This is a genomic window from Sporosarcina aquimarina, from assembly GCF_019748715.1.
GTDB lineage: Bacteria > Bacillota > Bacilli > Bacillales_A > Planococcaceae > Sporosarcina > Sporosarcina newyorkensis.
Genome location: NZ_JACLBZ010000021.1, coordinates 22,623 through 37,472, shown reverse-complemented (window position 1 = coordinate 37,472; position 14,850 = coordinate 22,623). Strand labels below are relative to the sequence as shown.

Below are 14,850 nucleotides of genomic sequence, written 5' to 3'. Positions count from 1 at the left end.
CCTCCGTGTACACCCTCCTTACAAAACATACCATAGAATATGATTTCCTAAACCCATAATAGGACTGGGACTAGATAGGATTCTTAGGAGTTGCGTATGCTGTCTGCTACAGGATGTTATGACAAAGGTATTATAGAAAAAACATCCTTTTATCCCAACTTATATTTCTAAAATTCTTTCGATCACGTACAATGAAGAGAAAGCCGATAGACTCTTGGGAGAAGCGTCTAGAGAACAAGGTAGTCGGACGGTTGCACAAGCTTTAAAATGGGATTTGGAGATGAATTAAATGAATGAGTACTCGATATTTATCGGGAGACAGCCCATTTTAGGGCGGCAAGGTAATATCTATGCATATGAATTGTTATATCGAAACAGTGAAAAGAATGTTTTCCCAGACATAAATCCTGAACAGGCTACAATCAGTCTGCTTGTCAATACGTTTCTGACTATAGGGGTTGATCAAGTTACTAGTGGTGTGCCTTCCTTCATCAATTTTTCTGGTGAATTATTGGCGCAGGATATATTCATGAGTTTGAATCCGGATAAAATCGTTATTGAAATTCTGGAAAACGTGGAAATTACGCCTGCGCTGTTAAGACGTTTGCAAATGTTTAAGGAAGCAGGCTTCAAGTTAGCGCTTGATGACTTTGTTTTACAAGACCAGTACATAGCATATCCTCAGTTATTCGAACTTGTAGATATAGTAAAAGTGGATTTTATGATGACTAACACGGCTGAAAAGACAAAGATTAAGGAGTTTTTCAAAAAATATCCATCGATTGTTTTATTGGCTGAAAAAGTAGAAACAGACGCGGATTATCAGCTGGCGTTGAAAAGTGGTTACGATTTGTTCCAAGGTTATTTCTTCGCCAAGCCAGAAATTATCAAAAGCAAAGAAATCCCAGCCAATACTTTAGTTCATTTGCAAATCATTGAGTTTTTTCAAAAAGATACACAGTCAATCAACGAGCTTTCCGAATTGATTATGCGAGACGTATCGATCTCCTATAAACTTTTGCGTTTCATCAACACTTTGGCATTCGAGGTGCCAAAAAGAATCAGTTCGATCAAGCAAGCAATCGTATTGATTGGCTTAAATGAAACAAAAAAATGGTTACAAGTACTGATGCTCCATGATTTGGGGCAGGACTTGCAAAGCGGTCGTGTGACGGCACTTGTAGAGCTTTCACTTAGACGTGCAAGGGCTTGTGAACTATTGGCAAAATATAAAGGCAAGCCCAATAAGGATGAGTATTTTCTGACGGGGATGTTTTCAATGATCGATGCAGTCATGGGTAGGAAATGGGAAGATATTTTACCGCTCTTGTCACTGTCAGATGTCATTATTAATACATTGAATGGTAAAGAAACCGAAATGACTCCCTACATGCAGCTCATTATAGCAGTCGAGCGCTTTGAGTGGGAACAAGTGAAGAAGCTGACTGAGCAGTTGAGAATCCCTAAAAAGAAACTAAGTGAAATTTCCTTGAGTGCTTTGCGCTGGTCGCAGGGAATTGAAGAACACTTTAGCTGAATACATCATGAAAGGCATTTTCGCTTGAAGATGCCTTATTTGGTGTGTATTATAAACAGTTACAATCTATTTGGTAGCTTTTCATATCATAATTGTACCAGTGAAAATGCGTTACATTTCTTAAGAATAGGGTATGAGGTTTAGTAAGTAAGTTACCAAATGAACACTAGGAGTCGATATAGTTGTGAATAAAAAGTTTTGGAAAAACCCCGTGTTTTCCATATCAGCAGTATTTATCTTACTACTGGTACTATTAGGTGCCATGAAGCCAAAACCATTTGGAGTGATTTCCGAAAAACTCTACCACTTTACGACAGATAAATTTGGTTGGTTTTATTTGCTTGTTGTTTTTATTGTTATTATATTTTTAGTAGGACTAGCCATCAGTAAATTCGGGGCAATCCGTCTAGGCGGTGATACCGAACGTCCCGAATATCCGTTTTTTACTTGGATTGGTATGCTGTTTTCAGCTGGCTTTGGTGTGGGGCTTGTATTCTGGGGCGTTGCAGAGCCGATGAGTCATTATTTTAGTTCCCCTCTTTCAGGTGTGGAGGCACAGACCGAGGAAGCGGCACGGATCGCAATGGGTTATTCCTTCTTTCACTGGGGTATTTCACAATGGGCAATCTTTGGTATTGTCGGTTTAGTCATCGGATTTTTACAGTTTAGAAAGAAGAAGGATGGGCTGATTTCTACCGCTTTAGAGCCGCTGATCGGCAGCAATCGCCATCTCAAAACAGGGATTGACTCGTTTGCTGTTATAGCAACTGTCATGGGGATTGCTACTTCCCTTGGCATGGGCGTTCTGCAAATGAGCGGCGGGATGGAATACGTTTTCAACATTAAGAGTACATTTACAATTCAGCTTCTCATAATTGCCGTCGTATTTGTAGCCTATATGACATCGGCTTCATCCGGATTGAGTAAAGGGATTGCGTACTTGGGGAATTTTAACCTCGGAATGGCGATTGCCATGCTGGTGTTTTTCTTCATTGTTGGACCGAAAGTATTCATACTTGAAACATTTACATTAGCCATTGGTGATTACATCAATAATTTCATTACGTATAGCTTACGGTTGCAGCCATACCAAGGCGGTACGTGGGTGAAGGATTGGACGATCTTCTATTGGGCTTGGACGATTGCATGGTCTCCTTTTGTGGGCGCTTTTGTAGCGCGCGTTTCAAAAGGACGGACGATTCGCGAGTTTATAATGGGGGTCATGGTTATTCCGCCGGCATTTTCCTGTATGTGGATCGCAACACTTGGTGGAACAGCATTATACAGTGACTTGCGTAATGGCACGCAGATTGCCGAAGCTGTTGACCAGGACGTAACATCTGCCATTTTCGCGACACTTCAGCATTTACCATTTACTAATGTTATGTCATTTTTAGCGATTGTCCTTATTTTTACATTTTTGATTACGTCCGCAGACTCTGCAACGTATATTTTAGCTAGTATGACAACTCGTGGCAGTTTGTTTCCTCCACTGGTTGTAAAGTTTATCTGGGGCTTCTTGATGACTGCAATTGCAGCAGTTCTTCTGTTTGCCGGTGGACTGGAAGCATTGCAATCGGCTTCCCTCGTATCAGCTTTACCGTTTACATTGCTTCTCCTGCTGCTGATCTTCTCATTGAGCAAGCTATTGGTGCGTGAACCGATCACGGTCCGACCAACAGATATTCGTCAATTCGAGCATGTGGAAGGAGAAGTTAAAAAGAGACGGAAACGTAGAGAAAGTGAAAAGGAAAAAAGAGAACGTAAGGAAAAAGAAAGAAAGCAGAGAGAAAAAGAAAAAAGAGCTAGGAAATACCAAGAACTTGAAAAGAAAAAATACCAGGAATACGAGAAAGAGAAAGAAAACGAAAACGAAGAAGGGTAAATAGTAGACCGGTTCGCTGCACACTGCTTGAGCCGGTTTTCTGTATAGGGAAAGGGGAATTCAAATGGCGGTCGTGAAAGTTGAGGACATCTATTTTAGAAGAGGCGACAATGAAATACTCCGAGGTCTCGATTGGGAGATTTCAGAAGGAGAGCAATGGGGGATGCTCGGGTTAAACGGTTCTGGAAAGACATCGTTGTTATCGATTATTTCTACATATGAATTCCCGTCTTCAGGTGAAGTGGAAGTGCTGGGAAATCGTTTTGGCAGTACGTACTTGCCGGAGTTGCGGAAGGAGATTGGGTATGTCAGCAGTTCATTAGAAAAGTTTTCGGACTTTTTCTGGAATGAAACGATCGAACGAGTCATCGTCAGTGGAAAGTTCGCCAGCTTCGGTATTTATGAACAGGTCATTGAAGAAGATTGGACACGTGCAAATTACTTAGTGAAGGAATTTAGGCTGGAACATGTAAAAGAGAAAAAGTTCAGGGTACTATCAGAAGGAGAAAAGCGTCGAGTATTAATTGCGAGGGCGCTAATGGGTGAGCCGCACTTGCTGATCCTTGATGAACCATGTTCTGGACTGGATATTCTGGCGAGAGAGCAATTTTTAGAGGCGCTAGAGATTGCTACGAAAAACAACGTTCACCTTGTCTACGTCACACATCATATAGAAGAACTAGTTGCTGAGATGACACACGTACTATTGTTAAAAGAAGGTAGAGTAGTAGCATCTGGTCCAAAACATGAAGTCCTCACCAACGAGCTGTTATCCGAAACCTACAAAGTGCCAGTATCTGTAGAATGGCGTGCAGAACGTCCGTACCTCTCCATTAAATAAAGTTTTCATAGATAGGCGAAGAGGGAATTTCATATAGACTGAATATTCCGGAAAGGAGCAATGCGATGGCGGAGAAGAAACGAAAATGGACGAAGAAACGGATTGCTTCGTATGCCTTGCTCCTATTTGCTCTTCTCTACGCTGGTGTCATGCTTTGGCATACTTACAAACCATTGCCTGCAGGCATCTCGTATGAGGGAGAACTACATCAAGTAGAAGACATCGAATTTATTTACGATCTGACCTACTCCAAGTCAAAATCCAAAGAACAGTACAAATCAGAACTTCATATTTTCGATGAAGTGTCAAAAATGATTCAGGAAGCGAAAGAATTCATCGTCCTAGACTTCTTTTTGATGGATGATTATTACGATGAGAAAGAAGACTTCCCACAGCTTGCTGATCAATTAACAAATGCTCTTGTAGAAAAAAAGAAGAAAAATCCGGACATGCCCATCGTCTACATTACCGATCCGTTAAATACGGGTTATGGATCGTATGAGTCTAGTTGGTTCAAGGACTTAGAAAAGGCTGGCGTCCAGGTAGTCTATACCGATTTGGAACCGTTACGCGACTCAATGCCGATTTATTCGGGATTATATCGTACGCTGTTCCAATGGATACAAATTGACGGCAAATCCCATTTTCCAAACTTCTTGGCAAGTGATGCTCCAAATGTAAAATTCACTTCTTATTTAAAACTGTTGAACGTCAAATCCAATCACCGTAAAACAATAGTGACGGATCAAGCAGCATTGGTGACATCATCTAATCCCCACGCAGCCAGTGGTCTCCATGGAAATGTGGCATTTAAAGTCAAAGGTCCAGTGCAGAACGATATATTGGAAGCAGAAGAAGCTGTCGTGCGGTATACGGAAGGCGGAAAGTTGCCGCGTGTCGAGAATTTGGAAGAAGAAACGGGTCCTTATCAAGTTCAGTATTTGACGGAACGTAAAGTATTGGATGCGTTAGTGAAAGATATTGAACGAGCGAAAAAAGGTGATCGTATCCGCATGGGAATGTTCTATCTATCTGAACAGCAAGTTATTCAGCCTTTGGTAAGCGCAGCGAATCGAGGCGTGCAGGTGGAAATGATTCTGGATCCTAATGAAAATTCATTCGGCAGTAAAAAGTCTGGCTTACCAAATCGACCGGTTGTCCAAGAAATAAGGGAAAACACTGACAATAAGATTGAAGTGCGCTGGTATAATACCGTGATTGGACAGTATCACACGAAATTAGTTACAATCCAAACAGACGAGGAGACTTTCATTACAAATGGCTCTTCAAATTTAACAGAACGTACATTGCGTGATTATAATTTAGAAGCGAATTTAAGGATTATTGCGCCAACAGACAGTGTGTTGACGAATGAAATTAATGACTATTTTGATAGACTGTGGGAAAATGGGGATGCTCTTTATACTTTGAATGTAGAAGAGTTTCAAAACGGCCTGACATTTTTCCAACGAGGCATCTATGCGTTACAGCGCTGGGTGAAGCTTACAACATATTAATTATAGGACGCCGTTCAGGTAACTGAGCAGCGTCTTTTCTTATATAAGCGTAGAGCATGCAAAGCTTCGGAAGTCTATTGTAAAGTAAAAAGAGGAGGGATGTCAGATGAAAATCGTAATATTCGGAGCAACGGGACGGACGGGAAGCGAAATCGTTCGTCGGGCATTGTGGGACGGCCATGAAGTGAAAGCACTTGTACGGACGCCAGAGAAATGTACGCCGCGTCAAGGTTTAACCTTGTTTCAAGGAGATGTACGCGATACTGAAACAGTGAAGCAATTGATTGAGGGGGCGAATGCTGTAGTAAGCGCCTTGGGGACAGATCGGACCACTACACTGACGGAAGCGATGCCGGTAATCGTAGAAGAGATGGAACTTCATAGCGTCGCGCGTATTTTGACTATTGGAACTGCTGGAATACTGCAGAGTCGCACCGATCCATCAAAGCTGCGATACGAAGCAGGAGATTCTAATCGTAAGCTCACTTTCGCGGCAAAGGAACACCATAAAGTCTTTGATATATTACGTAGTTCTTCATTGGACTGGACGATTGTCTGTCCTACATATTTGCCAGATGGTGAAGCAGTAGGAAATTACCGCGTAGAGCGTGATTACCTCCCGGTTGATGGAAAACAGATTTCGGTTGGTGATACGGCAGAATTTGCTTATCGAGAATTGATTGCAGGAGAGCATATCGGTCATCGTATAGGACTTTCCTATTGATATGAAGGTATTTTGAAATTGAGTTGTTCTTGAATAAATCATTAGAACCAAAAACATGGTGAATAACTGCTAACGTTGCCTTTTTCTTATGATATAATAGGTTGATAGCATCATAGGGAGAAGGAGAATGGAAGATAGATGAGATGGTCTTTGAAAAAATTGATTCAGGTCGTGGCATTATTGGCAATCGTTCTGACCTTTCTTACTAGTACAACTGTCGGTTATCGTGTGCACAAGCAAACTTTAATCGATTCTACTTTAGAGACGAACAAAGCATATGCTGAGAAATTGTCTGCTACAACAGATACATATTTACGTGAGATCCTTCAGACACTTCAAGTGAATGCAGAAGAAGTCATCCCCTTACTCAACAACTCAGATTCTCAGGTACAGTTAAATAAAATAGCAGAACGAATTAGAACACAGACGAGTACCTTCAATTCTGTTGCAATTGCTTCCCCGGAGGGTATGGTAATAGGAATTTCCCCTCCGAGCCTAGACTTGATTGGTGAACGATTGACGTCTTTGGGGGCGGAACAGGCTATGAAAGAAAGAAAACCATTGATTTCTCATCCCTACATGGGGATTACAGGAGAGTTTTTGATATTCATCAGTGTCCCGTTAATTTCAGAAGATGGTGTGTATCGCGGGTTTTTGGGTGGAGCTATCTATTTGAATCAACCGAATATCTTAGAAAAGATTCTTGGGGATCATTTCTATGAAAATGGATCATATGTCTATGTTGTCGACGGAAAGGGGACATTGATTTACCACCAACTTAAAGATCGGCTGAATGATGACGTTTCTGAGAACCAAGTAGTTAAAAAGGTCGTAGCAGGAGGAAGCGGTGCGCAGGCAATCGTTAATACGAAAGGCATTCCTATGCTCGCCGGCTACTCTTATATACCGATTGCTGATTGGGGCATCATATCCCAGCGGCCCATCAGTGCTGCTGTCGCTCCTGCAAAAAGCATGGTACTGGAGATGGTGTGGAAATCACTGCCTTTGTTGTTGCTAGCTTTTTTCTTAGTATGGTTTTTATCGAAGAAAATTGCGCTGCCCTTGCAGAAGCTGGCTTACTATACTGAAACTAGCACGAAAACAGATCATAAAGAGAAAATGGAAGCTGTTTCTGATTGGTATTATGAGGCCAAACAGTTAAAAGGAGCAATGCTGCATAGTTTGGATTATTTCAAAACAGAAATGAACTACTTCATTCACCAGTCGACGACAGACCCTTTGACAAAACTGATGAATCGCAGGTCGATGGATGATTACGTGAAAGAGTGGATAGAGAATCAGACGCCATTTTCTATGATCATCCTAGACATCGATAAGTTTAAACGAGTGAATGATACCTATGGGCACGCTGTAGGGGATGAAGTCCTAATCTATTTGGCGAATCTTATGCAGCAAGCTGTAAGAAAAGATGATATCTGTTGCCGTTATGGTGGAGAAGAATTTGTGATTTTATTACCAAAAGCGGATAAAGTGAGGGCTTTTTTAACAGCGGAGCGGCTTCGTGAAAAATTAGAGAGCACAGTCAGTCCATGTGGAGAAGTTGTCACAATTTCTTCAGGTGTAGCTGCATATCCCGTGCATGCGGATCATCCTGCTCGTCTCATTGAACTGGCCGACCGGTGTTTATATGAAGCAAAACGTACGGGTCGGAATAGAACGGTCGTCGTGTCAGATGAACCACAGCAGAAGTAATATATGCTGTGGTCTTCTCGGTCGACAGGAGAATTTGTAAAGGAGATGAAAGGGTGGAGGAACGAGAGCTGGATAAACGTTTGCATATCCAAACTGTAGGGGTGCGTGAGTGGGTGCATCAGTCATCACATTACAATCGTTATGAAGCTACGCCGTATGAAGGGATGGATTTTTTATTTGCTCAGCATGAAATTCTGGTAAGTGGTAGTTTTGTCGACTTCGGATGTGGTAAAGGACGAGTACCTTTTTATGTGCATCATCGCTATTCGATAGACGTAATTGGGATTGAGATGAATAGTGTCTTATATCAGGATGCGATGAACAATCTAATAGACTATCGGCAAGCTTTTCCTAAAAAAAGAGGAATGCTGTCATTCGAATGCTGTTTAGCAGAACGTTATGAACTCCCGGACGATGCCTCTACTTTCTATTTCTTCAATCCTTTTTCTCTCGATATTTTTCGGAGGGTCATTCAAAATATTGTGCGCTCGATCGAATTGGTTGCACGTCCCGTAGAGGTGATTTTATATTATCCAACGGCAGACTACGAACAACTTTTGCACAACCATTCTTTATTCGAAAAGACGGCGGAAATCCCTATTGCCCATTTACAGGTCCATGACGACCAGGAACGGTTTATTGTCTACACCTATAAAAAGCCCTGATCGACTAGATCAGGGCTGAAGTTTATGGATAAAAGAATTGGCAAGTGGGTAATGACGCCGTTGATCTATATTTCAGGCGGACGCTTTTTTACCTCTAATCAAGAGTTTTGTTAAAATAAAAGATAAGAATTGTGGTTACTTATCCGAATAGATATGTGGAATTACAGCTAGCAAGTGCACCGGGATTTCCGTTCCAGACGGTACGCTTTTCGGGGGGGGGGGGGAGGGGGAGTGGCCTTGAGCCTCCTCGTTCGCTGCGCTTCCTGTGGGGTCTCAAGACGCACGCTAATCCCCAGGAAAAGCCGTCACGAAGAACGGCTTTTGCGAGCATAAGCGAAGCGTTGGGAGCACATCTTTGCCTTTCGACTGTCTTTCACTCCAATCCTTAGTTTGTGAAGTGTAAACATATAGAAAGCCCTTTGTAGTTTTCTAAAATCTAAGAAGGTAGAATTAGCTCGTAGTATATAATTGGCATCCTACCTTCTCACAGTTAAAATACGTTAAAGGCTTCGTTAGATAAACTTCAATTGCTCAATGTGTTTTCAGAATGTTAATGAGCCCATTGACTATTCACTGAGCGTTGTAGGCACAAGAAGCACCATCCAAGCGAATGTGTGTTTCGTTTTTTTGTCTCAGGAAATGGCAGCACAATCTCACACTACTTACAGTGAATTCGCTATGTAGTAAAGCATACTTCGTAGGGATTGTAGCGGAAGATGGGCGACTCCAGCGGGATTAGCGTGACAGGTGAGACACTGGACTGAGCGAAAGCGAAGCGTTAGGAGCACACGCACTTAGAAGGAAGCGGCTCACCGCACGCCAGGCGGCAAGCGTCCCATCTGGAGCATAAATCCCCGGACCGCACGCCCTGTATTCTTTTCTTGCATTTCTTCCTTTATAACTTTAACATTTGGCTGCAGTCTGAAGTTTATAAAATGTTGCGCTTACTGAAACGTTGACCAATCCAAAATAGTAGTTCCATTAGAAGCGCTGCCAAAATCCCGACAAGCAGTCCACTTGAAAGAAGAGGCTGCAGCAATTCAGGTAACGAGGCAAACACATCTGCCGGCAACGTCATGATCGACAAGCCAAGTAATGCAGGCAATGCCACGCGGTAAACTGTCTTAGGTTCAAAGGTCAATCCTTCTACATTACGCAATGCAGACCGGAACAATTGCAAATACGCTACGAAAAGTACCGTATTCCCAACGCTTTGTGGAATGGTGGAAAAGAATGCACTTAAAGGCGGCACGAGCCCAAGAATGATGAAGAGAATCGAACCAATGAAGAAAGGAGCTCGTTCTTTAATACCGCTGGACTGCAAAAAACCAATAGAAGAAGCGTAAGGAGCGTACGGTACGAGCCCGAGAGCACCTGCCCCGACATTCAACCCCCCTGTGATGAAGAAAGACGTTTTGTACTGCTGTTTTGTTGTTTCCTTTTCAAAAATGTCCTCTGCCCCTTTTAAAGTCGCTACCGTGTTTGTTGTGTTTAATAGCCCTGTAATGATCACAGTGATGACGATACCCATTTCAATTGTTGGCTCACCCCAAGGGAACCACTGGATAAAGGGAGTTGTCTTAATCGTTTCAGCGGCCTCTTGAGGAAAAATCAACACCGCACTGATCCATCCGACAGTCATTCCAATCAAAAGATTCAAGCTGCTAATGATTCCCTTGCCTTTAATGTGAACAAGAATGGTCAAGGCTGCTAAAGCAAATGAAAATAGCGTCATCGGCAAATTTATGTAATCTCCATTATTGAGACCGATCATCCCTTTTAAGAAGATGGTGATCAACTGATTTGCTAATAATAATAGAAAGACGAACATCACTGCTGGCGTAAACCACTTTTTCAGTATTTCCCCCATACCTAGAACGCCAAGAATGGCAACGAGCACGCCTGAAATCATTGCACCTACCGCAATGCTGCCCCCCACAGTGGCTAGGCTCAGTCCCATCGCATTTGCTGTTCCTGCCAAGCTAAGTACAACTCCCCACCATAGTCCAGATTGACCTTCCATCAATGCCAAACGATGTCCCAATGTACCTTGTAATAGGCAGGCAATTCCTGTGAAAATAAATGAACGTTGAATCGCAGAGACAATTTCAATTTGTTCTAGTTCGAATGCCGTGCCCACTGATATCGGGATGACGACCGTATTGGCAAACATGAAAAAGAGCCATTGAAATCCTGCTAACGCGGTAATGGAATACCGCATCTGATTTGTTCCCACCAAACATCTCCCCCTGTGAATACTTTTTGACGATTTTTGACTTAATTAAAGAGTTTAAATATAGTGAAAACTATAGCACACTAGCAATTGAATTAGTATGGTTACTTGCGGATTCAAAAACAATTTTAATGATCTAAGAGTTCTAGACATCTGTTCTGTAATAGACAAACAACCCAGCAGACGAAATGTCTGCTGGGTTGCTGCAATATTATAATATATTGTCTTCTAACAATTTTGCAATCTCTTCACTTGGCACTGGTCGGGAATAAAGAAAACCTTGTGCTTCATCGCAATTAAGAGTCTTCAAAAATTCCGCCTGCTCTATCGTCTCCACACCTTCTGCAATTACCTGAAGATGCAAGTTCTTAGCCAAATCAATGATGGCTTTGACGATAACGGAATTGTTGGTCAGCTCTCTGACGAATGACTGGTCAATTTTTAAGTGAGTAATCGGGAACTTACTTAAATAACTCAAAGACGAGTAGCCGGTTCCGAAATCATCGATGCTTGCTTTGATACCAATCTCTCGCAGTTCTTGTAACACTCTTTGGCAGTTGTTTACGTCCGATGTCATACTCTCTGTAATTTCGATGTTCAGATAGTTCGGTTGCAATCCAGTAGTGCGCAAGGTCTCTTTCACATCTGAGACAAATGTATGGCTCTTAAACTGACGCAATGAAACATTGACGCTCATGCGGAGAGGAGGGTATCCAAGGTCTTGCCATTCTTTTGCCTGCTTGCACGCGGTCTCCAACACCCATAAACCGATCGGCAGTATCAAACCCGTCTCTTCTGCAATGGGAATAAACTGACCAGGAGAAATCATTCCACGGGAAGAATGATTCCAGCGTAAAAGTGCTTCCACGCCTTTTATTTTACCGGTCGTGAAATCGAGTTGCGGCTGGTAATGGAGGGACAGCTCGTCTTTTTTGAGAGCTTGTCGCAGTTCCATCTCAAGTAAGGTCCGTTCGATTAAATCATTATAAAGTTCTTCAGTGAAAAATTGATATGTACCTTTGCCGGATTGTTTTGCCAAATACATGGCTGAGTCCGCGTTGCGCATAAGGGTATCATAATCTTCACCGTCTTCTGGAAATAAGCTGATTCCGATACTTGGAGCGATAAAGACCTCCAAATTATTGATGAGAAATGATTTTGATATTTCTTCAACTATACGCTTAGCAACTAATCGAACCCCATTTTTATTTGTGGATTTACATAATACGATAAACTCATCACCACTTAGTCTTGCTACTAGATCATTTTGCCGAACGAGTAAACCTAAGCGTTCTCCAACTGATTTCAACAGCTGGTCACCTACGTAGTGGCCCATCGAATCATTAATATTCTTAAATCGGTCCAAGTCAATATACAATAAGGCAAAAGGCTCTTTGCTTTTTGCTCGGTCTTCGATCGCATTCTCTACAGTTTGCTTGAGTAAGCGTCTATTTGGTAGATCTGTTAAATGATCATGGAATGCCATATGCTTAACTAGCCGCTCTGCTTCTTTTCGATCTGTAATGTCAATAGCAGTACCTACGACTTCTGCTACTTCGTCTTCTTCGAAAATCGGAGACAGATAGACGAGGAATGTATACGATTTATACTCTATTTCGAACTGCGAGCTAAGACCATGCAGTCCTTCTTGGAGATGCCGTTTAATTGACGTCAAGTTCAAACTTTTCTCATAGAGAAAAGCATTAAGAGTGTCTTTGGTCATGCCGAGTTTTTCAGTGATCTTTCCTTCGAGTAACGTGAAGTGAATTTGTTCATATTTATCAAGCGAGTATTTGAAAATCGCATTCTGAAGGTTCTTTACTGTTGTGGTAAAGTCGTTTTTCAGCGCCAGCTCCAAGGATTTCTCAGCTGCTTTATGAGAGGTGACATCTTGACGAATAGATATATACTGAAATGGCTTTCCGTCCGCTCCTACAAAGGGGATAATCGTCGTGTTGACCCAGTAAAACTCTCCGTCTTTGGATAAGTTTTGTATATCTCCACGCCAGACTTTTCCTTGCTGGATTGTATTCCACATCTCTTCAAAAAAACTTTTAGGATGAGTCCCGGAATTAACAACCCGATGTGTTTTGCCGATGAGTTCATCTCGCGAGTATTTTGACAGTTCACAGAAGCGGTCGTTCACATAAGTAATCATGCCTTGTGGATTGGTAATCGCTACAACAGCCGATTCGTCCAGCGCATATTTGAAATTTTGCAAGTCAGTACGTGCTTTTGCAAATTCACGAGAAACTAATTCAGGTCCCGTCACATCAATATCCAGAGATAAATAATGTGTCAAATGTCCATCGACATCGTAAATAGGAACGACCGTTGTATCCAGCCAATACTTCCTTCCATCCTTCGAAAAAATCCGCACGGACTCCTGATATACTTTATGGGTCATAAAATGCTTTTCAAAAATAAGGATTGAGTTTTCAATAGTTAATCCTCTGTTTAATAATTCCCACGTATTCCCGATTAGCTCTTCCTCACTGTAGCCCGTCAGTTTGCAGAAGTTTTGATTCACGTAGGTCAGACGACCATTTAGATCGATCAGTGAGACGCAGAATGTTTCTTCAAATAAAGTAGTTAAAGATGGATTGAATGTAGGCGTTCGTAAGGGCATCATACTAACTTCCTCTCTCAAGACTCCTGTCGCAAAGTATGAACCATACATTAGTCCTGAAGTTATATTGATATACTGAATAAGCCATATTATGCAGTTATTTTAGATAATTATACCATAAAAAAAGAGAGTATTGAACTAGTTATAGAGGGAATATAAGGATTTTTAGAGGGTTGAGTGTTAGATTATAACTACTTTTGAAAATATGGAAAGAGGGAAGTATTAGTTACCTCCCTCTTTTTTATCTTTTTGGCTGGTAGTCCAATGTATGAAATAATTCTTTCTGCTCTGAATCTGTCAATTCACGCCATTCGCCAATCGGCAGATTTCCTAACTCGATGTTGAGGATTCGTACTCGCTGTAAACGACGTACATGATAGCCGAGAGCTGCGCACATTCGGCGGATTTGTCGGTTTAGGCCTTGTGTCAGCACGAGGGAGAAGGTCCGTGGACCTAGCTTTGTCACCGTGCAAGGCTTGGTTACAGTATCGAGGATTTTCACACCATTCTCCATTTTTGAAATAAAAGAAGAAGTCAATGGACTATCTACAGTTACGATGTATTCTTTCTCATGATTATGTTCTTCTCTCAAAATTTCATTGACGATATCACCATCATTGGTCATTAAAAGCAATCCGTCCGAATCTTTATCCAATCGACCGATATGAAAAATGCGCAGTGGGTGATTAATGAAATCCACTACATTGCCTTCGATATGCCGTTCCGTTGTACTCGTTATACCGACGGGTTTGTTAAGTGCGATATAGACCAACTGTTCTTCTTTTTGTACCTGTTTACCATCTACTTCAACCTGATCGCCTGATTCGACTTTGCTGCCAAGCTCTGCTGGCTGTCCGTTAATTTTAACACGGCCGTCAGTAATCCACTTATCGGCACCGCGTCTCGATACAATGCCTGCTTCACTTAAAAATTTATTGATACGCATAAATACTCCCCTTCCGAGCTTGTTATGATAAGGTGATTATATCATTTTTACTTATTCGTAACTGAAGAAGATGTTGACATTAAAGATTCTGCATATTAAGATAAATGTACTTAACAAGATGGACAGAAGATTTCGACAGCGGAATCGTCCACGGTAGACG

General features: G+C 41.8%; 10 protein-coding genes. 7 read left to right on the top strand and 3 right to left on the bottom strand.

The features are described 5' to 3' along the window. Positions 1 to 289 precede the first annotated feature (289 nt). From H7J92_RS10735 to H7J92_RS10705, 7 genes are all read left to right on the top strand, one after another. On the top strand, positions 290 to 1,537 hold the full coding sequence (locus H7J92_RS10735) for an EAL and HDOD domain-containing protein (RefSeq protein ID WP_221836939.1): 1,248 nt from the start codon (positions 290 to 292) through the stop codon (positions 1,535 to 1,537). Positions 1,538 to 1,721: 184 nt separating this feature from the next. Then, positions 1,722 to 3,422: a BCCT family transporter gene (locus H7J92_RS10730; RefSeq protein ID WP_221836936.1), complete on the top strand. Its 1,701-nt coding sequence runs from the start codon at positions 1,722 to 1,724 to the stop codon at positions 3,420 to 3,422. A gap of 64 nt (positions 3,423 to 3,486) precedes the next feature. After that, positions 3,487 to 4,263 (top strand): ABC transporter ATP-binding protein, encoded by a 777-nt coding sequence (locus H7J92_RS10725; protein ID WP_221836934.1) that lies wholly within the window; start codon positions 3,487 to 3,489, stop codon positions 4,261 to 4,263. A 65-nt stretch (positions 4,264 to 4,328) separates the two neighbouring features. Then, on the top strand, positions 4,329 to 5,780 hold the full coding sequence (locus H7J92_RS10720; protein WP_221836931.1) for a phospholipase D family protein: 1,452 nt from the start codon (positions 4,329 to 4,331) through the stop codon (positions 5,778 to 5,780). Positions 5,781 to 5,886: 106 nt separating this feature from the next. Next, positions 5,887 to 6,504, top strand: coding sequence for an NAD(P)-dependent oxidoreductase (locus tag H7J92_RS10715; RefSeq protein WP_221836928.1), 618 nt, complete (start codon positions 5,887 to 5,889; stop codon positions 6,502 to 6,504). 138 nt (positions 6,505 to 6,642) lie between these two features. Continuing rightward, on the top strand, positions 6,643 to 8,217 hold the full coding sequence (locus H7J92_RS10710; RefSeq protein ID WP_221836925.1) for a sensor domain-containing diguanylate cyclase: 1,575 nt from the start codon (positions 6,643 to 6,645) through the stop codon (positions 8,215 to 8,217). Between the two features lie 53 nt (positions 8,218 to 8,270). Then, positions 8,271 to 8,882 (top strand): class I SAM-dependent methyltransferase, encoded by a 612-nt coding sequence (locus H7J92_RS10705; RefSeq protein WP_040759953.1) that lies wholly within the window; start codon positions 8,271 to 8,273, stop codon positions 8,880 to 8,882. 928 nt (positions 8,883 to 9,810) lie between these two features. Here H7J92_RS10705 and H7J92_RS10700 read toward each other — a convergent pair. The 3 genes from H7J92_RS10700 to H7J92_RS10690 all read right to left on the bottom strand — a co-directional run bounded on the left by H7J92_RS10700 (position 9,811) and on the right by H7J92_RS10690 (position 14,690). After that, entirely contained in the window at positions 9,811 to 11,118 is a 1,308-nt protein-coding gene (locus tag H7J92_RS10700; protein ID WP_245799554.1) for a uracil/xanthine transporter, read from the bottom strand. A 208-nt stretch (positions 11,119 to 11,326) separates the two neighbouring features. After that, a complete protein-coding gene (locus H7J92_RS10695) occupies positions 11,327 to 13,747 on the bottom strand; it encodes an EAL domain-containing protein (RefSeq protein WP_246602816.1) in 2,421 nt (806 codons plus the stop codon). A 238-nt stretch (positions 13,748 to 13,985) separates the two neighbouring features. Beyond that, positions 13,986 to 14,690, bottom strand: coding sequence for a pseudouridine synthase (locus tag H7J92_RS10690; RefSeq protein ID WP_009499137.1), 705 nt, complete (start codon positions 14,688 to 14,690; stop codon positions 13,986 to 13,988). Positions 14,691 to 14,850 lie beyond the last annotated feature (160 nt).

Bases quoted from the DNA above. Each gene is read 5' to 3' on its own strand.
- H7J92_RS10720 (WP_221836931.1), top strand. From the start codon at position 4,329: ATGGCGGAGAAGAAACGAAAATGGACGAAGAAACGGATTGCTTCGTAT.
- H7J92_RS10725 (WP_221836934.1), top strand. From the start codon at position 3,487: ATGGCGGTCGTGAAAGTTGAGGACATCTATTTTAGAAGAGGCGACAAT.
- H7J92_RS10690 (WP_009499137.1), bottom strand. From the start codon at position 14,690: ATGCGTATCAATAAATTTTTAAGTGAAGCAGGCATTGTATCGAGACGC.
- H7J92_RS10735 (WP_221836939.1), top strand. From the start codon at position 290: ATGAATGAGTACTCGATATTTATCGGGAGACAGCCCATTTTAGGGCGG.
- H7J92_RS10710 (WP_221836925.1), top strand. From the start codon at position 6,643: ATGAGATGGTCTTTGAAAAAATTGATTCAGGTCGTGGCATTATTGGCA.
- H7J92_RS10715 (WP_221836928.1), top strand. From the start codon at position 5,887: ATGAAAATCGTAATATTCGGAGCAACGGGACGGACGGGAAGCGAAATC.
- H7J92_RS10695 (WP_246602816.1), bottom strand. From the start codon at position 13,747: ATGATGCCCTTACGAACGCCTACATTCAATCCATCTTTAACTACTTTA.